We start from the raw sequence: 17,961 nt of genomic DNA on the forward strand, positions 1-17,961 counted from the left end.
GCGGCCGGCGCAGCGCGAGCCGCGCGGTGTCGGCGCCGAGCGGGCGCACGTGGACCGGCACCGCCGCCGTCCCGGCGTGCAGGGTCAGCTCGCGCGGCAGGTCGCCCGCGGGTTCGCCGCGCAGCCGCACGTCGACGAGGTCGGCGGTGAGCCAGCGCCCGGGGGTGAGGAGGGCGTCGCCGCGGCCCGCCCGCCGGACGTTGCCGTGCAGGTTGACGGCGACGCGGGCGACGGCGCCGATGCCGTCGTGGTCTTCCTTGAGGCTCTGCAGGCCGCGCACGCGCACGATGTCGTCGCCGATGGCGAGGCGGTCGCCGACGTTGACGGTTCCGGCGCCGAGCGTCCCGGTCACGACGGTGCCCCGGCCCCGGATGGTGAAGATCCGGTCGATCCAGAGCCGCACGTCGGCGTCGAGGTCCGGGGCCGGGAGGGACGCGGTGAGCCGTTCCAGCGCGGCGCGCAGTTCGTCCAGGCCCTCGCCGGTGGCGCCGCTGACCATGACGGACTCGACGCCGCCGAGCGAGGTGGCCGCGATGTGCGCGAGGGCCTCGTCGCGCGCCAGCTCCGCCAGGTCGTCGCCGGCGAGGTCGCGGCGGGTGACGGCGAGGAGGCCGTGCCGGACGCCGAGCGCGTCGAGCACCGCGAGGTGCTCCTCCGACTGCCGCTGCCAGCCCTGGTCGGCGGCCACCACGAACAGGACCGCCGGGGCGGGCCCGACACCGGCGAGCATCGTGGTGACGAGCCGCTCGTGCCCGGGGACGTCCACGAACGCGAGGCGGTCGCCGCCGGGCAGGGTCGTCCAGGCGAAGCCCAGCTCGATCGTCAGGCCGCGGCGGCGCTCCTCCTCCAGCCGGTCGGGCTCCATCCCTGTGAGGGCGCGGACGAGCGTGGACTTGCCGTGGTCGACGTGCCCGGCGGTCGCGATGACGTGGGTCATCGCGCCGCCGCCCGGACCGCGTCGGCGACGGCGTCGTCCTGGCCGGGCGGTACGGCGCGCAGGTCGAGCAGGCACCGCCCGTCCTCGACCCGGCCCATCACGGCCGGGTCGCCGCGCCGCAGCCGGACCGCGAAGGGCTCCGGCAGCGCGACCGCCGCGCTCGGCAGGACGACGCCGGGCGCGCCGCCGCCCCCGACCGCCGCCTCGCTCTCCACCGGCACGGCGTCGACCCCGTCGAGCCGCAGCCGCGCGGCGAGCCGCTCGGCCCGCTCCCGCAGCGCGGCGGCATCGGCGCGCAGCGCCTGCTCGGTCGGGGTGCGCGGCCCCCGGACGGTCGCCTCCAGCGCGGCGAGCGTCATCTTGTCGACCCGCAGCGCCCGCGCCAGCGGATGGCGGGCCAGCGTGCGCACCAGGTCGTCGCGCCCGAGGACGAGCCCGCACTGCGGGCCGCCGAGCAGCTTGTCGCCGCTGGCCGTGACGAGGTGCGCGCCCGCCTTGAGCATGGACGCGGCGTCGGGCTCGTCCGGCAGCAGCGGCTCGGGCGCGAGCAGGCCGGAGCCGATGTCGGCGACGACCGGGACGCCGAGCCCGGTCAGCTCGGCGACGCCGGCGCTCCGGGTGAACCCCTCGATCCGGAAGTTGGACGGGTGCACCTTCAGGATGAACCCGGTGCGCTCGCCGACCGCCGCCGCGTAGTCGTCCGGCGAGGTGCGGTTGGTGGTGCCGACCTCCCGCAGCCGCGCGCCCGTCGCGGCGAGCAGCTCGGGGATCCGGAAGCCGTCGCCGATCTCCACCATCTCGCCGCGGCTGATGACGATCTCCCGGCCGGGCGCGAGCGCGGTCGCGGCCAGCACGAGCGCCGCCGCGCCGTTGTTGACGACGTGCGCCGCCTCCGCCTGCGGCACCCGCTCCAGCAGCGCCGCCAGCACGGACCGGCCGCGCCTGGCCCGCCGCCCGGTCTCCAGGTCGAGTTCCACGTCGGTGGCGCCCGACGCCACGGCCACGGCCTCGCGGGCCGCGTCCGACAGCGGCGCCCGCCCGAGGTTGGTGTGCAGCAGCACGCCGGTCGCGTTGATGACGGGGCGCAGGCCCGACGCGGTCGGCGGCAGCGCGCCGACCGCGGCGTCGGCCACCGCGTCCGGCGGGATCTCGCCCGCGCGCGCCCGCCGCTGCGCCCCGGTGACCGCCGCCTTGACCACCCCGCGCCCGAGCCGGCCGGCCGCCGCGGCGAGCCGCGGGTCGGCGAGCAGCACATCGGTGCGGGCGATCCGCCGCCGCCCGTCCTCCCCGGCGGGCACGGCCGCACGATCCATCAGGCGCACCTCCGATGCAGACCGCTACCCGCCCGGCATCGCGCCGAAACGGGCACCGCGCCGTGCCCGGAACCGGCCCGCCCATTGCGCCGCCGATGACAACGCCGCCAGGGCCGTTGTCATCGGCGTGAGTGTCATGTGTGACGCGGGTTACTTAGCCTGGCGGCCCGGATGTCCGCTGACGGAGGTGACGCTTTGACCGAGCTGCACGAGAGGTCCGCGGAGGCGGAGGGCCTGTCCGGCGAACCCTGGCGGGACGTGCCGCGCGAGGAGGCGCGGTGGATGCGGCCGCACCTGTCCGCCCTCGCCGACACCATGGTGGAGGGGGTGCTCCGCAACGTCCCCGAGTACGCCCGGCCCGACGACCCCGTCTACACCGAGGTCATGCGCGTCGCGGTGACGCGCGGCATGGGGCACTTCATCCAGCTGATCGCCGACCCGGACGCGTCCTGGAAGGAGGTCCACCAGGTCTTCTTCGACATCGGGTACGGGGAGGCGATGGAGGGCCGCTCCCTGGAGCACCTGCAGAACGCGCTGCGGGTCGCGTCCCGGACGGCGTGGCGGTACCTGTCGCGGGAGGCCGACCGGCTGCAGAAGCCGCGCGAGCTGGCGATCTCGCTGACCGAGGCGAACTTCGCCTACCTGGACCTGCTGGCGTCCGCCGCCGCGCGGGGCTATGCGCGGGCGCGGGAGAAGGCGGCGGGCGAGCGGGAGCAGCGCCGCGGGCGGCTGCTCGGCCTCCTGCTGTCGGACCCGCCCGCCCCGGCGGACGTCCTCGCCGAGCAGGCGAACCTGGCCGGCTGGGCGCTGCCCGAGCGGCTCGCGGTGATCGTGCTGCTGCCGCGCCCCGGCAGCGGCGGCGAGGGCCCGGCGGGGCTGCCGCCGTTCCTGCTGAGCGGCCTCGACCGGGGCCGGCCGTGCCTGATCGTGCCGGACCCGGACCGCCCCGGCGGCACCGGCCGGCTCACCGCGCCGCTGCGCGGCTGGACCGGCGCGGTCGGGCCGTCGGTGCCGACCGCGCAGGCCGGCGTGTCGCTGCACTGGGCGCACCGCACCCTCGACCTGATGGCGGACGGGCGGCTCGCCCCGGCCGGCGCCGGGACGCTGGTGCACGCCGACCGGCACGTGCCCGGCCTGCTGCTCCAGGAGGGCTGGACGCTCGCCGAGGCGGCGGCGCGGCGGCGGCTGGCCCCGCTCGCCGCGGTCGGCGCGCACCGCGGCGCCCGGCTCGCGGCGACGCTGCTGGAGTGCCTCAAGCACGGCTTCAACGCGACGGACGCCGCCGAGGCGCTGTGCGTGCACCCGCAGACCGTCCGGTACCGGCTCGCGCAGCTCCACGAGCTGTTCGACTACGACATCGAGGACCCGGCGATCCGGCTGGAGCTGATGCTGCTGCTCCCCGTCTGGCTGCGCGACAACCCCGGCGGGGAGCAGGCGTGAGCGTCACTCGCCCCCGGCGGCGGTCCGGGTGACCGGCAGCGTCCCGTCGAGGTAGGCGCGGCGGCAGGCCGACCGGGCGATCTTCCCGCTGCTGGTGCGGAGCAGGCCGCCCGGCTCGATCAGCACGAAGTCGTGGACGCGGAGGTCGTGCTGCTGCTTCACCGCCGCCCGCACGGCGCGCGCCGCGTCCGCCGGGTCGAGCAGCGCGACCGGCACCCGCCGGTTCCGTTCGGCGATCACGACGAGGCCCTCGGTGTCGCCGGTGTCGACGGCCACCGCGCACGCGTACTCGCGGCGGATCGCCTTGTGCGCCCCGGACACGGTGAACTCGATGTCCTGCGGGTAGTGGTTGCGGCCGTCCACGATGACCAGGTCCTTGATCCGGCCGGTGACGAACAGCTCGCCGGCGTACCGGACGCCGAGGTCGCCGGTGCGCAGCCACGGCCCGCGCGGCAGGTCCCCGACCGTGCCGGACAGCTCCGCCTCGAACGTCTCCCTCGTCGCCTCGGGGCGCCCCCAGTAGCCGGCCGCGACGTTCGGGCCGTGCACCCAGATCTCGCCGACGGCGCCGTCCGCGAGCCGGACCCCGGTCTCGGGGTCGACGACGGCGACGTGCTGGCCGTAGGACGTCCCGCACGCGATCAGCTGGATCGCGCCGGGCGCGTCCGCGTCGCACGGCTCGGCGGTGCCGCGGCGGAGCCGCTCGTGGTCGAACGCCACGCGGGTCGGCGGCCGGAACCGCGACGACGCCGACACGTACACGGTCGCCTCGGCCAGGCCGTAGGCGCACACCTGCGCCTCGGGCCGCAGCCCGCAGTCCTTGAACGCCTCGTAGAAGCCGGTGAGGGTGCTCTCCCGGATCGGCTCCGCGCCGTTCATGAAGACCTGCACGCCGCTCAGGTCGAGCTTCGCCTTCTCCTCCTCGGTGACCTGCGCGGTGAGGTACTCGTAGGCGAAGTTGGGGCCGCCGGTGAACGCGTGCTTCTGCGCGCTGAGCAGCTCCAGCCAGCGGACGGGCCGCATGATGAACGCCACCGGGTCCATGATCACGCCCGGGTTCCCGTAGACGAGCGGCAGCGCCACCGTGGTGACGAGGCCCATGTCGTGGAACACCGGCAGCCAGTTCACGCCGGACGACTCGCGCGGGATGCCCTCGAACGTCCGCCACAGCTGCTCCGCGTTCGTCGCGAAGTTGCCGTGCGTGATGATGACGCCGGCCGGGGTCCGGGTCGAGCCGGACGTGTACTGCAGGTAGGCGACGTCGCCGGGGTCGATCGGCTCCGGCGCCCAGTCGAGATCCGGGTCGACCTCGTCGGTGACGATGACCTCCTTCGGCGCGCGCACCCCCTCGCCCGCCAGGAACGCCTCGACGTGCGGCAGCGACGCGCGCGTGGTGAGCACGACGTCCGGCTCGGCGTCCCGGTAGACGGCGAGCAGCCGGTCGCCGTGGCCGGGCAGGTCCGGGGAGAACAGCGGGACGCCGATGACGCGGGCGTACATCGCGCCGAGGAACCCGGTCACGTAGTGCAGGTCCTGCGGGGCGAGCAGGGCGGCACGGGCGCCGGGCTCGGCCGCGCGGCGGATCGCGGCGGCGACGGAGCGGGCGCGCCGGTCCAGCTCGCCCCAGGTGACGTCGGTGGCGACGCCGTCCGGGTCGGTCATGTAGTCCATGAACGTGTACGCGCGGTCGCCGGGGAAGTCCTTGGCGAACCGGGCGAGCCGCTCGATCAGCGGGGTCCGGTCGAGTTCGGGGACGTCGGTCATGCTGCCTCTCCGTTGGCGGTGGCGCCCGCGGTGGCGGCGCGCTCGGCGGTGGCGCTCTCGCCGGTGACGCTCCCGCCGGTGACACGGCGGGCGGCGAGGCGCTCGTGGTCGGGCCAGCGGACGTCCCAGACCCAGCCGAGCCGCTCGAACAGCCAGATGACGCGGGCGCTGATGTCGATCTGGCCCTTCAGGACGCCGTGCCGCGCGCAGGTCGGGTCGGCGTGGTGCAGGTTGTGCCAGGACTCCCCGAACGACGGGATCGCCAGCCACCACACGTTGCGGGCCTTGTCGCGGGTCTTGAAGTCCTCCTTGCCGAACACGTGGCAGATCGAGTTGATCGAGAAGGTCACGTGCTCGCCGACGAACACCCGCATCAGGCCCGCCCAGAACAGCGCGGTGAGAGCACCGTGCCAGGACAGGGTGAGCAGCGCGCCGAGGCCCATCGGGACGAGGAACGTCGACAGGACGATGACGGCGTACACGGGGTCCAGGGACAGGAACCGGATGTCCCTGTCCTTCAGCAGATCGGGCGCGTACTTGCTGCGGGACGTGCGGTCCTTGCTGAACAGCCAGCCCATGTGCGCGTGGTACAGGCCCTTGGTGAGCCCCCACACGCCCGGCCCGTAGGCCCACGGCGAGTGCGGGTCGCCCTCCTGGTCGGAGTACTTGTGGTGGCGGCGGTGGTCGGCGACCCACCGGACGACCGACCCCTGCATGGCCTGCCCGCCGAGGATCGCGAGCGCGATCCGCAGCCACCGCTTGGCCTTGAAGCCGCCGTGCGTGAAGTGCCGGTGGTAGCCGACCGTGATGCCGAGGGCGTTGAGCGGATAGAGGAAGGCGAAGACGGCGACGTCCGTCCAGCCGAGGCCCCATCCCCACAGGAAGGGGACGGCCGCCAGCAGCCCGAGGATCGGCGCGACCACGAACACCACGACCGCGACGCGCTCGGGCAACGGGACCGTGCCCGAGATGTCGGGCTGCGGGGTTCTGCTGCCGGCGTCGGCGACACCCGCTGTCATGTTCGGACTCCTTCGTGGTGAGGCGTGCGGGGTGGTGAGGCGTGCGGGGCGGTGAGGCGTGCGGGGAGCCCCGCTCACGGGGTCCGGGCCGCCGGTCGTCCCGGCGGCCCGGCCCGCGGGGGGTGGGTCAGCAGTTGCCCGTGACCGGCTTGCCCTCGAACCGGTCGCCGAGGAAGGCCGTCACGTCCCCGGCGGCGCCCCAGTCGGTCGACAGGTGCTCGGTCGGGTAGGTGTTCTTCCAGGTCGTGTTGATGCCGGCCTTGCAGTACGCCTGGCGCGTCGCGTCCTCGGTCTCGTGCGGGATGATCTCCTCCAGCCAGCCGCGGTACTGGAAGACCGGGAAGCCGATCTTGTACGTGGCGGCGGAGGCGGGGGTGCCGATGTCCACGCCGAGCTTCTGCCGGTCGACGATCTCGCCCCACGTGGTGCCGTCCGGGCCCTTGAGCGCGTACAGCTGCTCCAGGCTCAGCTTGTCCTTGGAGAAGCTCTCGACCCGGGCGCCGAGGAACACCGCGAGCGTCCCGTACAGGCAGTTGGACTTCACGTCCTTGATGGCCTGCGCGCCCTTGTCGTTCATCAGCTCGGTGAAGGGCATCTCCGGGTAGGCGGCGTTCAGGCCGACGAGCGCGTCGGCGAGGAAGCCCGCGAAGAAGCTGCCGTTCAGCTGCTCGGCGGTCAGCTTCAGGTCGCCGGGCACGCCGCCCGCCGCCGCGCCGGCCACGTCCAGCTCGGGGGCGTAGGACGCGGCGAGCTGCGCGCCCCACAGCGCGGCGGCGCCGCCCTCGGAATAGCCGGAGATGCCGACCTTGCCGTCCGCTGCGAGCGTCCCGCCGGGGATCCTCCGGGACGCCCGGACGGCGTCGAGCAGCGCGTGCCCCGCGTTCGCGCCGATCATGTACGTGTGGACCTGCCCGTTGAGGTACCCGACGCCGTCGGTGGCGGCGACCGCGAACCCGGCCTTGAGGAACAGCGTCAGGTTCGCGCCCTCGTACATGTCGACGAACTGCCCGGCGAGCTGCTTGGAGAACGCGCACTGCAGGCCGGAGCCGAGCGTGCCGGGGTTGAACGCGACGGTCGGGCGGGAGCCGCCCTTCGTCCAGGCGGCGTCGGGGACCGCGACCGTCCCCGTCACCACGTTCCTGGCGCCCTTGGCGTCGGTCGAGACGTAGCGGACCTTCCACGCCTTCATCGGGACGTCGCCGGGGATGTTCGTCAGCTTCGCCGGGCGGCAGGCGAGCAGGTCGCCCGGGTTCCCGGTGACCGTGGCCGGCGGCGCCGCGTAGATGTCGGCGTCGGTCGCGTCGCACCCCGGCGGCGCGGCCCCCTCCGGGGCGGCCAGTGCGGGCGGCGCGGCGACGGGCACCGCCAGCGCCGCGCCGAGCACGGCGGTGCTGAAGAGGGTACGGAGACGCATTCTCGCTCCAGGGGATGGGGCTGGAAACCGAATGCTGACGACTGTGCCGATCACGCTCCGCGCGCGGAATGAAGTCTCCTCACAGGGTCCGCCCCCGTTCTTAGCAACGAACCCAAGAACCGTCCTCCAGCCCCCACCCACCGCCATTCAACGGACGAGCTCCGCTCGGCGACCGGGTTGTCCGGTCGGTCACCTAATGTCGCGTTAATGAGCGAGTCACTCCGGGACGCCGAGCGCGCCGGCGGCCCCCGCCCGCGCCTGGTCACACGGCCGCTGGCGCTGCTGTTCGCGGCGACCGTCACGAGCCTCACGGGCGTCTTCCTGCTGCTGTCGGTCGTCCCGATGTACGCGGTCGACGGCGGGGCCGGGCAGACCGGCGCGGGCCTCGCCACCGGGGCGCTGATGCTGACGACGGTGCTCGCCGAACTCGCCCTCCCCCGGCTGCTCGCCCGGTTCGGGTACCGGGCGGTGTTCGCGGCGGGCACGCTGCTGCTCGCGCTGCCGACGCTCGCGCTGCCGCTGTCCTCCGGGCTGCCGATGGTCGTCGCGGCGAGCCTGGTGCGCGGGCTCGGCTTCGGCGTCGCGGTGGTCGTCCCGAACGCGCTGGTGGCGGCGCTCGCCCCGGCGGAGCGGCGCGGCGAGGCGCTCGGCCTGTTCGGCATCACCGCCGGGGCGCCCGCGGTGCTCGCGCTGCCGCTCGGCGTCTGGCTCGCCGACCGGGTCGGCTACGAGCCGGTGTTCCTCGCGAGCGCCGTCTTCTCGCTGATCACGCTCGCGGTGCTGCCCGGCGTCCCGCGCGGGCTCGCCGCGCCCTCCGCGCCCGCCGCGCCGTCCTCGTCGCAGCGGCCGCTGGGGGTCGTCGCGGGGCTGCGGTCACCGGCGCTGCTCCGCCCGGCCGCCGCGTTCGCCGCGACCGCGATGGCGGCGGGCATCCTCATCACGTTCCTGCCGGAGGCGGTGCCCGCCGGGGGCGTCGCGGCGGCGGCGCTGTTCGTCCAGCCGGCCGCGACCACGGCCGCGCGCTGGTGGGCGGGCCGCGTCAGCGACCGGCACGGCGCGGCGCGGCTGCTGCTGCCCGCGCTGGCGGTGTCCGGGGCGGGCATCGCGCTGCTGGTCCTCGTCCCGCACCCGGCGGCCGTGTTCGCCGCGATGGCCGTGTTCGGCGCGGGCTTCGGCGTCACGCAGAACGCGAGCCTGTCGATGATGTACGAGCGGGCGCCCGCGTCCGCCTACGGCACGGTCAGCGCGCTGTGGAACATCGGCTACGACGGGGGCATGGGCGTGGGCGGCGCGGCCTTCGGCGCCGCCGTCGCGCAGACCGGCTACCCGATCGCCTTCGGGCTGACGGCCGCCGTGATCCTGCTCGCGCTGCCGCTGGCCCGCCGCACCTAGCCGGGGTCCGCGGGCAGCAGGCCCGAGGTCTCCAGATAGTGGCGCCCCCTGGGGGTGAGGTCCCAGGCGTTGTGGCGCCACTCCTTGCGGCGCCAGACGACGCCGGCCGACAGCAGCTTGCGGCCGACCCGGCTGATCTCGGTCTCGTCGGTGCCGAGCTCGGCGGCGAGCTGCCGGTTCGACAGGCCCTGCCGGCGCGACACCGCGACGAGGAAGCGCGCCGCGTGCCCGTCGGGCTGCAGCGCGAGCTGGAGGCCGGACGGCAGCCGCCGCAGCGCCCAGTGCACGACGTCGATCAGCCCGAGGATGCGGCCGCGCTGCTCGCGCTGCGCGCCGTCGAGGCGGTCGACGTCGAGGTAGTGCCGGTGCAGCCACTGGAGGCCGTCCTGGCATTCGGTCAGCGCCGGCTCGTCGGCGCTCAGCGACGCGTCGGTGATCAGCATGCCGAGCGCGGAGAAGTGGCCGTCACTGATGATCTTGGCGTGCTCCATCGCGTCGATGAGGCGGCGGATCTCGGTACGGCGGTCGCGGGTCCCGGGGGCGGTGTCGCTGTCGGTGGTGGTGTGCACGGCTCACTCCTAGGTCGACGAGCATCGCCGGACACCTCCAGCGTGCGTCCATGCCAAGTGAATGTCAAGTGACGCCGGCCTCTGTTGCAGACGACACGGTCTCGCGGGCCCGGGAGAGTTACCATCGAGCCACCAGCCGTAACCGTGCCTGTCAATCCCCCCGGGGGCGCCTATGACGGATCAGTTGGCCGCAGCCGTGTATCCGGCCGACCCAGCTGATCTCTTCGTCCAGCTCTACGACTCGATGCCCGACGACGTCTTCCTGGGCTGGACGGCAACGCGCTGGTACGAGGACGAGCGGGTGCGGCGCCGCGCGAACGAGATCGCCGAGACCGTGCTGGAGCGCGGCGTCCTCGACCCCGCGGCCACCGCGGAGATCGTCGCCGAGCGCGGCGACCTCGGGCGGTTCACCGTCCTGCTCGGCCTCGACATCGCGCTCGCCCACGCCAGCCCGTACGCGCCCTACCACGGGGCGCCGGCGCTGGCCGGCGTGCTCGTCACCTACCTCACCGAGGGCAAGTTCAACGGGCCCGGCACGACCGGCGCGCTGCTGCCCCGCTGCGCCTTCCCCGGCCGGCCGCGCGGGCTGCGGTCGAAGGCGGAGTTCTTCGGCGTCCACCGCGTCCCGCAGGCCGAGTGGGACATGATCGACCACAGCGTCCTGCCCGCCGTCCACGACCCCCACTTCAGCCGGGACGAGCCGGTCGCGGTCGGGTGCGCGCCGGTGCTGGAGACCTACGACGACGTCGAGATCGAGTTCGCCGAGCGCGACGGCGGCACCGTCTACCGGCTCCGCCCGATGGACTCCTCCGGCCTGCGCAGCCGCATCAAGGCGATCGTCCGGCGGCTGGACGAGTCCGGCGCGCAGCTCGCCGTGATGCCGGAGGCGTCGCTGTCGGACGCGCTGCTGGAGCACTGGAAGGAGGTCGCGTTCGACACCGCCGGGCGCGACCGCGACCGGCGCCCGCTGCGCTTCCTCATGCTCGGCACCGGCCCGCTCGGCGGCGGCGACCCGCCGCCGAACCGCGCCGTCCTCCTCGACCGCTGGACGGGCCGCGAACTGCTCGTCCAGGACAAGCTGTCCGGTTTCACGCTCGACGCGGCGCAGGTGCGGCTGTGGCGGCTGCCCGACGCGCCGGACGCCGGCACCGCCGCCGAGCACGTCCGGCCCGGCCGCAGGGTCAGCGTGCTCGACTCCTCGCTCGGCCGGCTCGCCGTGCTGATCTGCGAGGACCTCGGCCGCTCGATGCGCTGGGAGCGGGAGCTGCTGGCCTGCGGGGTGTCGCACCTGCTCGTCCCGATCTTCTCCAAGCCGATCCTGGAGCACCGCTGGGAGGACCAGGGCGCCGAGCGGCAGATCACCGAGCTCGGCGCGTGGGTGACGGTGTCCAACAGCCTCGCGGTCGGCGCCGCGATCCCCGACGCCGACCTGCCGGGCCCGCGCTACACCTGCCTGGTCGCGGGGCCGGAGAGCCTGGACCGCACCGCCTACGCCAGCGACCGGCAGTTCGGCGTCGCGCGGACGGGCGCCGAACTGGGCCGCCTGCCCACCTCGGAGCTGCCCAGGGTGTTCCCCGGCGCCGCCTACGACGCCTGGCACGACCACTGGCGCGACGGGAAGTAGCCTTCCGTCACCCGGCGCCGGGCTCGACCGTGAACGTGTCCGGACTCGCCGCCGCGCCGGTCGGGGTGGTCACGATGAGCGGCCCCGAGGTGGCCCCGTCCGGGACGATCGCCCGGAGGCGCGTGTCCGTCACGTCCGTGGCCGGAGCCCGCGCGTCACCGAACCGGACGAACGTCGCGGACCCCAGCCCCGTCCCGATGATCGTGATCCGCGTCTCGGGCGGGCCGCTGAGCGGCTCGACCGCGGCGATGCTCGGGGTGAGGGCGTGGTCCCGCCCCGGCGGCGCGGGCGCCAGCAGGGTCGAGAAGACGTCGCGGAACTTCTCCGCGGTCTCGCGCGAGAACTGGCCGACGAGTGCCGCGATGGCCGCGATCCCGTACGGGTTGATGTCTCCCGCGCCGCCGATCGGCGAGGTCAGGCCGCCGCGCACCACGAGGTAGACGATGAGGCCGAAGAGGGCGCCGACGACGGGGAGCAGCAGGTACATGAGCAGCCAGCTGCGGCGCAGCGCCCGGTTTCCGGCGTACCAGTAGAACGACCGCAGGACGTGGGCGATGCCGCCGAGCGCGCCGGAGGCCATCACGATCACGAACAGGCTCGTCTCCCGCGACATGGTCGGCGACCATCCCGGGAAATGGACGGTCTTGGCGGCCGGGGTGACCTCCGTGCGCCCGTCGGGGCCGGTCTGCGGACCGGCCGGCCACGCCTGGACGAGCAGGATCACCAGGACCGCCGTGATGATCAGCAGCACGGCGAACACGACCACGATGTCGCGGGTGCGGGCGTACTCCCCTCCCGGCGACTCCGGCTCTGCGGACGATGGGGTCACGGCCCTCCTTCGCGTCGGCGCGGGCTGCTCAGCCGGTTATCCCCTCGCGCCCGGACGGCGTTTCGCCAAGGCCGGGTCGAGCGGAGCCCATGATTGCGACAATCCGTTGCAAATTGGTGGAGTCTTCATTAACGGTTCGCCGATCCGCCGGGGCCGCGCCCTACTCTCCCGCCATGCGCCGAACAGCAGCAGCATTCGCGGCCGTGCTGGCCGCCGGCCTCACCGCCGGCGCGCCCGCGGCCGCCGCGGCGGAGCCGCCCACCTGCGGCACTCCCGCCGACCACCGGATCGCCGACGTCCAGGGCGCCGGCGACGCGAGCCCCCTCGCCGGGCGGACCGTCCGGGTCGAGGGCGTCGTCACCGCCGACTTCCAGCGGCCCGACCAGCTCAAGGGCTTCTTCGTGCAGGACCCCAAGCCCGACGGGGACCCGCGCACGTCCGACGGGCTCTTCGTCTACTCCACCCAGGAGGTCTCGGTCGGCGACCGCGTCCTCGTCACCGGGAAGGCCGTCGAGTACAACGGCCTGACCGAACTGTCGCCCGTCTCGGCGGTGGACGTGTGCGGCACCGGCCAGGTGGCCCCCACCCGGGTCGACCTCCCGCTGCGGGACGGCGCCACGCTGGAGCGGTACGAGGGCATGCTGCTGCGGTTCGGGCAGCGGCTCACCGCCACCGAGGTCTACCAGCTCGGACGGTACGGCGAGGTCACCGTGTCGGCGGGCGGCCGGCTCTTCCAGCCGACCGAGGGGCGCGGCTCCACCCAGGCCGCGAACGACGCGCGGAAGCTGCTCATCGACGACGGGTCGAACGTCCAGAACCCGGAGACGATCCCGTACACCGACCCGCGCGTGCTGCGCATCGGCGACACCGTGAGCGGCCTCACCGGAGTCCTCAACTACGGGTTCGGCGAATACCGCCTGGAGCCGACGAAGACGGCGCACTTCGCCAACACGAACCCGGCCCCGAAGAAGCCCCGGCACGTCGGCGGCGACGTGCGCGTGGCGAGCTTCAACACGCTCAACTGGTTCACCACGCTCGACAAGCGCGGCGCGGACACCGCCGCCGAGCAGGAGCGCCAGCTCGCCAAGCTGACCGCTGCGCTCACCGGCCTGGACGCCGACGTCGTCGGCCTCATGGAGGTCGAGAACAACGGCGACACCGCCGTGAAGGCGCTCGTCGACCGGCTGAACCAGCGGGCCGGGGCCGGGACGTACGCGTGGGTCCGGCACCCCTACCCCGGGACGGACGAGATCCACGTCGCGCTCATCTACAAGCCGGCGAAGGTCGCGCCGGACGGCGCGGCGCGGTCGTCGAAGGACCCGGTCTTCGACCGGCCGCCGCTCGTCCAGACGTTCCGCCCGGCGGCCGGCGGGGCGGCGTTCACGATGATCGTGAACCACTTCAAGTCGAAGAACTGCGGCGGCGCCACTGGCCCCGACCAGGACGAGGGCGACGGCCAGGGCTGCTACAACGCCCGCCGCGTCGCCCAGGCGAAGGCCATCGCGTCGCTGGCGGACGGCGTGCCGAACCCGCTCGTCGTCGGCGACCTCAACGCCTACGGGGCCGAGGACCCGGTGAAGGTGCTCGCCGCCGCCGGGCTCACCTCGCAGACGCAGCGCTTCGTCCGCCCGGCCGACCGCTACAGCTACGTGTTCGACGGGCAGTCGGGCGAGCTGGACCACGCACTGGCCGGACGGTCCCTGGCGCGGCGCGTCACGGGCGCGACGATCTGGCACGTCAACAGCGACGAGCCGGTGTTCCTCGACTACAACACCGAGTACAACCCGGCGAGGTTCTACCGGCCGGACGCGTTCCGCTCGTCCGACCACGACCCGGTCCTGCTGGGACTGAACCTGCGCTGACGCCCGCCGGCCGGCCGCCGAAAACCGGCGGCCGGCCCCTCGCGTCCGGCGGTCGCCGCGCGTATGATCCACATCACAGTTCTAGTGATCGGTGCGCTGAGATGACCGCAACCGCCCCCATCGCCGCCTCCTCGCCCGCCCCCTCGCTCGCCTTCGGCATCGGCCCGGACGGGACGTACACCCGGGCCGGGCAGGTCGCCGCCTTCATCCTCGGAACCTTCACGACCCTCGCGTTCTTTCCGCTGGCCGTGGCCGCCGCGCTGCTGTACACCCGCGCCGAGACCCGGTTCGCCGAGGACCCGGCGCGCGCCCGCACGCTGGTGACCTGGTCGTGGCTGTGCATCGGGATCCCCGTCGCGCTCGGCGCGGCGGCCTCCGTGCTGGTCGCCGCGTTCCAACTGCTCTCCTAGCCGTCTCGTCGGGGCGGGAAGAGGACCGCCGTCCGGCGGGTTGGCACACGGTATGACCGTGCGCTTCTCCGTCCTCGATCTCGCCCCCGTCGTCAGCGGCTCCACGTCCGGCCAGGCGCTGCGCAACACCCTCGACCTGGCCCGGCACACCGAGCGGCTCGGCTACCACCGGTACTGGCTCGCCGAGCACCACGCGATGCCGGGCATCGCCAGCTCGGCGACGGCCGTGCTGATCGGGCAGGTCGCGGCGGCCACGACCGCGATGCGGGTCGGGTCCGGCGGCATCATGCTGCCGAACCACGCGCCGATGGTCGTCGCCGAGCAGTTCGGGACGCTGGAGGCGCTCTACCCGGGGCGCATCGACCTCGGCCTCGGCCGCGCGCCCGGCACCGACCAGGCCACCGCGCTGGCGCTGCGCCGCTCCCCCGACGCGCTGTCGGTGGACGACTTCCCCGAGCAGGTCATCGAGCTGCGCGAGTACTTCGGCGCCGAGAGCAAGGTGACGCCCGCCGCCGGGAACGAGCCGCCGATCTGGCTGCTCGGCTCCAGCGGCTACAGCGCCCGCCTCGCCGGGCTGCTCGGAATGCCGTTCGCGTTCGCGCACCACTTCAGCGCCGAGAACACCGTCCCGGCGCTGACGCTGTACCGGGACTCGTTCCGTCCCGGCGCGCTGCAGGAGCCGTACTCGATGATCGGGGTGTCGGTCACCGCCGCCGACACCGACGAGCGGGCGCGGGAGCTGGCGGCGCCGCAGGCGCTGGGGTTCCTGCGGCTGCGGCAGGGCCGCCCGGGGCCGCTGCCGACGCCGGAGGAGACCGCCGCGCACCCGTACACGCCGCTGGAGCGGCAGATGATCGACGCGCGGCTCGCCGACCAGGTCATGGGCGCGCCGGAGACCGTCCGCGCGCAGCTGGACGCGCTGATCGAGCGGTCGGGCGTCGACGAGGTCATGGTCGTGACGCAGGTGTTCGACCACGCCGACCGGCTGCGCTCGTACGACATCGTCGCCGACCTCTACAAGGAGAGCTTCGCGGCCTGACGCCGGGCCGGGGCGGCCCGGCGCCGGGCCGCCCGAGTCACTCCTCGGCGAACGCCTCCGCCAGCACGTCCAGGCCCTCGACGAGCAGTTCCTCGGGGATGACGAGCGGCGGCAGGAAGCGCAGCACGTTCCCGTACGTCCCGGTGGTCAGGACGAGCAGGCCCCGCTCGTGGCAGCGCCGCGCGACCCGCGCGGTCAGGTCGGGGTCGGGGTCCTTCGTGCCGGGCCGCACCAGCTCGATCGCGATCATCGCGCCGCGGCCGCGCACGTCCCCGATCGCGGGGTGCGCCGCGGCCAGCTCCCGCAGCCGGGGCAGCATGATCTCGCCGATCCGGCGGGCGCGCTCGGTGAGCTTGCCGTCCTCGATCTCGGCCAGCACGGCGAGGGCCGCCTCGCAGGCGAGCGGGTTGCCGCCGTAGGTGCCGCCGAGCCCGCCGCCGTGCACCTTGTCCATGATGTCGGCGCGGCCGGTGACGGCGGCGAGCGGCAGCCCGCCCGCGATGCCCTTCGCGGTCGCGACCAGGTCGGGGACGATCCCCTCGTGCTCGCAGGCGAACATGTCGCCGGTGCGGGCGAAGCCGGTCTGCACCTCGTCGGCGATGAACAGGATGCCGTTGGCGCGGCAGAACTCGGCGAGCGCCGGCAAGAACCCGGGCGCGGGCTCGATGAACCCGCCCTCGCCCTGGATCGGCTCGATCAGCAGCGCCGCGACGTTCGTCGGGCCGATCTGCTTGGTGATCTGGTCGATGGCCTGCGCCGCCGCCTCCGGGCCGCAGTCGTCCGGGCCGGTCGGCCAGCGGAACGGGTACGCCAGCGGCATCCGGTAGACCTCGGGCGCGAACGGGCCGAACCCCTGCTTGTACGGCATGTTCTTCGCGGTGAGCGTCATCGTCAGCAGCGTCCGGCCGTGGTAGCCGTGGTCGAACACGACGACGGCGTCCCGCCCGGTCGCGTACCGGGCGATCTTGACGGCGTTCTCCACGGCCTCCGCGCCGCTGTTCACCAGGAACGACCGCTTCTCGTGCGTACCGGGCGTGACCCGGTTGAGGTTCTCGCACACCGCCACGTACGACTCGTAGGGCGCGACCATGAAGCAGGTGTGGGTGAACCGGTCGGCCTGCGCCTTCACCCGCGCGGCGACGCGCGGGTTGGCGTTGCCGACGCTCGTCACCGCGATCCCGGAGCCGAAGTCGATCAGCGAGTTGCCGTCGACGTCGACGACCACGCCGCCGCCCGCGTCCGCCACGTACACCGGCAGCACGCTGCCGACGCCCGGCGGTACCGCGGCGGTGCGCCGTTCCTGCAGTTCACGGGAGCGCGGCCCGGGGATCTCGGTCAGCACGCGGCGTTCCTGCGGCGGCGTGCCACCGTTCGCCCCGGACGCGTCGAGGGCGGAGTCCTGGCTGGTCATGGCCTGAACATAAGCCGGGAGCCGCCTACGATGAACCGTACGGGACGGCGAAATCCGTCCGGCGAGGTAGACACTTTGCACAGGGATTGACATGCCGCCCACGCTGGCCGCCGTGGCCGCCCTCTCCCAGCTCGGCCTGCGGTCGCGCACCGGGCCGCTGCCGGACGCGCCCGTCGTGTGGGTCGCGGTCAGCGAGCTGGAGGACCCGACCCCGTTCCTGGAGGGCGGCGAGCTCGTCCTCACCACCGGCATGCGGCTGACCCCGGCGAACGCCGCCGGGTACGTGTCCCGGCTGGTCGGGCGGGGCGTCGCCGGGCTCGGGTTCGCGGTCGGGGTGATCCACGAGACCGTCCCGGCGGAGCTGCTCGCGGCGGCCCGCGGGCAGGGGCTCGCGCTGCTGGAGGTGCCGCGCCCCACCCCGTTCATCGCCGTCGGCAAGGCGGTGTCGCGGATGCTCGCCGCCGAGTGGTACGAGGACGTCACCCGCGCCTACCAGGGCCAGCGGGAGCTGACGCGCGCCGCGCTCACCGGGCCCGGCGCGGTCGTCACCCGGCTGGCGCGGCTGCTCGGCGGCTGGACGCTGCTGCTGGACGCGTCCGGGGCCGTCCAGCACGCCGAACCGGCGGGCGCCCGCGACCGGGCCGGCGTGCTCGCGCCCGAGCTGGCGCGGCTGCGGCGCCGTCCCGCGAAGGGCGCCGCGGCGGCGGGCGGCCCGGCGGCGAGCCTCGCGCTGTCCGACCGGGACGACCACATCGCGGTGCAGCGGATCGGGCTCGGCGGGCGCCCGCGCGGGTTCCTCGCGGTGGGCACCGGCGCGCCGCTGCCGCCCGCCGCGCACACGATCGTGGGCGCGGCCGTCGCCCTGCTGACGCTCCAGTCGGAGGGGCCGCGCACCGGCCGCGACCTGCGCGCCTCGCTCGCCGCGCTGCTGCTCGGGC

15 protein-coding genes are annotated in these 17,961 nt (G+C 74.5%); 7 read left to right on the forward strand and 8 right to left on the reverse strand.

Annotated elements, in window-relative coordinates; all coding sequences use genetic code 11:
* Positions 1-937, reverse strand: a 937-nt coding sequence (locus tag AB0K34_RS41930) for a GTP-binding protein (RefSeq protein ID WP_364554269.1), incomplete at its 3' end; no start/stop codon positions are given.
* Complete coding sequence (gene selA / locus AB0K34_RS41935; RefSeq protein WP_364554270.1) at positions 934-2,250, reverse strand: L-seryl-tRNA(Sec) selenium transferase; 1,317 nt, start codon at positions 2,248-2,250, stop codon at positions 934-936. The genes AB0K34_RS41930 and selA, both read right to left, overlap by 4 nt.
* 195 nt (positions 2,251-2,445) lie before the next feature.
* Here selA and AB0K34_RS41940 point away from each other — a divergent pair, with 195 nt between their 5' ends.
* A complete protein-coding gene (locus AB0K34_RS41940; RefSeq protein WP_364554271.1) occupies positions 2,446-3,690 on the forward strand; it encodes a helix-turn-helix domain-containing protein in 1,245 nt (414 codons plus the stop codon).
* Between the two features lie 3 nt (positions 3,691-3,693).
* On the opposite strand, the gene AB0K34_RS41945 is transcribed toward AB0K34_RS41940, so the two are convergent.
* The 3 genes from AB0K34_RS41945 to AB0K34_RS41955 all read right to left on the reverse strand — a co-directional run bounded on the left by AB0K34_RS41945 (position 3,694) and on the right by AB0K34_RS41955 (position 7,887).
* Positions 3,694-5,454, reverse strand: coding sequence for a fatty acyl-AMP ligase (locus AB0K34_RS41945; RefSeq protein ID WP_364554272.1), 1,761 nt, complete (start codon positions 5,452-5,454; stop codon positions 3,694-3,696).
* Positions 5,451-6,473, reverse strand: coding sequence for an acyl-CoA desaturase (locus tag AB0K34_RS41950; RefSeq protein WP_364554273.1), 1,023 nt, complete (start codon positions 6,471-6,473; stop codon positions 5,451-5,453). The genes AB0K34_RS41945 and AB0K34_RS41950 overlap by 4 nt, the downstream gene beginning before the upstream one ends.
* A gap of 127 nt (positions 6,474-6,600) precedes the next feature.
* On the reverse strand, positions 6,601-7,887 hold the full coding sequence (locus tag AB0K34_RS41955; RefSeq protein WP_364554274.1) for a lipase family protein: 1,287 nt from the start codon (positions 7,885-7,887) through the stop codon (positions 6,601-6,603).
* Between the two features lie 207 nt (positions 7,888-8,094).
* Between AB0K34_RS41955 and AB0K34_RS41960 the strand changes: the two genes are divergently transcribed.
* Positions 8,095-9,279 carry an MFS transporter gene (locus AB0K34_RS41960; RefSeq protein WP_364554275.1) on the forward strand — a complete coding sequence of 395 codons (1,185 nt, stop codon included), beginning with the start codon at positions 8,095-8,097 and terminating at the stop codon, positions 9,277-9,279.
* Here AB0K34_RS41960 and AB0K34_RS41965 read toward each other — a convergent pair.
* Positions 9,276-9,848, reverse strand: a complete 573-nt coding sequence (locus tag AB0K34_RS41965; protein ID WP_138636260.1) for a hypothetical protein — start codon at positions 9,846-9,848, stop codon at positions 9,276-9,278. The two genes, AB0K34_RS41960 and AB0K34_RS41965, sit on opposite strands and share 4 nt — an antisense overlap.
* 184 nt (positions 9,849-10,032) lie before the next feature.
* Here AB0K34_RS41965 and AB0K34_RS41970 point away from each other — a divergent pair, with 184 nt between their 5' ends.
* Complete coding sequence (locus tag AB0K34_RS41970; RefSeq protein WP_364554276.1) at positions 10,033-11,472, forward strand: hypothetical protein; 1,440 nt, start codon at positions 10,033-10,035, stop codon at positions 11,470-11,472.
* Positions 11,473-11,479: 7 nt separating this feature from the next.
* Here the strand turns inward: AB0K34_RS41970 and AB0K34_RS41975 are convergent, their stop codons facing one another.
* Complete coding sequence (locus AB0K34_RS41975) at positions 11,480-12,301, reverse strand: IPT/TIG domain-containing protein (RefSeq protein ID WP_364554277.1); 822 nt, start codon at positions 12,299-12,301, stop codon at positions 11,480-11,482.
* A 173-nt stretch (positions 12,302-12,474) separates the two neighbouring features.
* Between AB0K34_RS41975 and AB0K34_RS41980 the strand changes: the two genes are divergently transcribed.
* The 3 genes from AB0K34_RS41980 to AB0K34_RS41990 all read left to right on the forward strand — a co-directional run bounded on the left by AB0K34_RS41980 (position 12,475) and on the right by AB0K34_RS41990 (position 15,612).
* Positions 12,475-14,163, forward strand: a complete 1,689-nt coding sequence (locus AB0K34_RS41980; RefSeq protein WP_364554278.1) for an ExeM/NucH family extracellular endonuclease — start codon at positions 12,475-12,477, stop codon at positions 14,161-14,163.
* 101 nt (positions 14,164-14,264) lie between these two features.
* A complete protein-coding gene (locus AB0K34_RS41985; protein WP_138636257.1) occupies positions 14,265-14,573 on the forward strand; it encodes a hypothetical protein in 309 nt (102 codons plus the stop codon).
* Between the two features lie 52 nt (positions 14,574-14,625).
* Positions 14,626-15,612 (forward strand): LLM class flavin-dependent oxidoreductase, encoded by a 987-nt coding sequence (locus AB0K34_RS41990; RefSeq protein WP_364554279.1) that lies wholly within the window; start codon positions 14,626-14,628, stop codon positions 15,610-15,612.
* 37 nt (positions 15,613-15,649) lie between these two features.
* On the opposite strand, the gene gabT is transcribed toward AB0K34_RS41990, so the two are convergent.
* The gene (gabT, locus tag AB0K34_RS41995) at positions 15,650-17,023 is read right to left on the reverse strand and encodes a 4-aminobutyrate--2-oxoglutarate transaminase (protein WP_364554280.1); all 1,374 of its coding nucleotides are present in this window, start codon (positions 17,021-17,023) and stop codon (positions 15,650-15,652) included.
* A gap of 91 nt (positions 17,024-17,114) precedes the next feature.
* Here gabT and AB0K34_RS42000 point away from each other — a divergent pair.
* Positions 17,115-17,961: PucR family transcriptional regulator ligand-binding domain-containing protein (locus tag AB0K34_RS42000; protein ID WP_364554281.1), on the forward strand; the 847-nt coding region annotated here is incomplete at its 3' end.

The sequence above is a fragment of the Actinomadura sp. NPDC049382 genome (genome assembly GCF_040677125.1).
GTDB classification, from domain to species: domain Bacteria; phylum Actinomycetota; class Actinomycetes; order Streptosporangiales; family Streptosporangiaceae; genus Spirillospora; species Spirillospora geliboluensis.

What these genes read in the sequence shown, in the direction of transcription:
- selA (WP_364554270.1), bottom strand. Translation starts at nt 2,250, where the DNA reads ATGGATCGTGCGGCCGTGCCCGCCGGGGAGGACGGGCGGCGGCGGATC.
- AB0K34_RS41945 (WP_364554272.1), bottom strand. Translation starts at nt 5,454, where the DNA reads ATGACCGACGTCCCCGAACTCGACCGGACCCCGCTGATCGAGCGGCTC.
- AB0K34_RS41950 (WP_364554273.1), bottom strand. Translation starts at nt 6,473, where the DNA reads ATGACAGCGGGTGTCGCCGACGCCGGCAGCAGAACCCCGCAGCCCGAC.
- AB0K34_RS41955 (WP_364554274.1), bottom strand. Translation starts at nt 7,887, where the DNA reads ATGCGTCTCCGTACCCTCTTCAGCACCGCCGTGCTCGGCGCGGCGCTG.
- AB0K34_RS41960 (WP_364554275.1), top strand. Translation starts at nt 8,095, where the DNA reads ATGAGCGAGTCACTCCGGGACGCCGAGCGCGCCGGCGGCCCCCGCCCG.
- AB0K34_RS41980 (WP_364554278.1), top strand. Translation starts at nt 12,475, where the DNA reads ATGCGCCGAACAGCAGCAGCATTCGCGGCCGTGCTGGCCGCCGGCCTC.
- AB0K34_RS41985 (WP_138636257.1), top strand. Translation starts at nt 14,265, where the DNA reads ATGACCGCAACCGCCCCCATCGCCGCCTCCTCGCCCGCCCCCTCGCTC.
- AB0K34_RS41990 (WP_364554279.1), top strand. Translation starts at nt 14,626, where the DNA reads ATGACCGTGCGCTTCTCCGTCCTCGATCTCGCCCCCGTCGTCAGCGGC.
- gabT (WP_364554280.1), bottom strand. Translation starts at nt 17,023, where the DNA reads ATGACCAGCCAGGACTCCGCCCTCGACGCGTCCGGGGCGAACGGTGGC.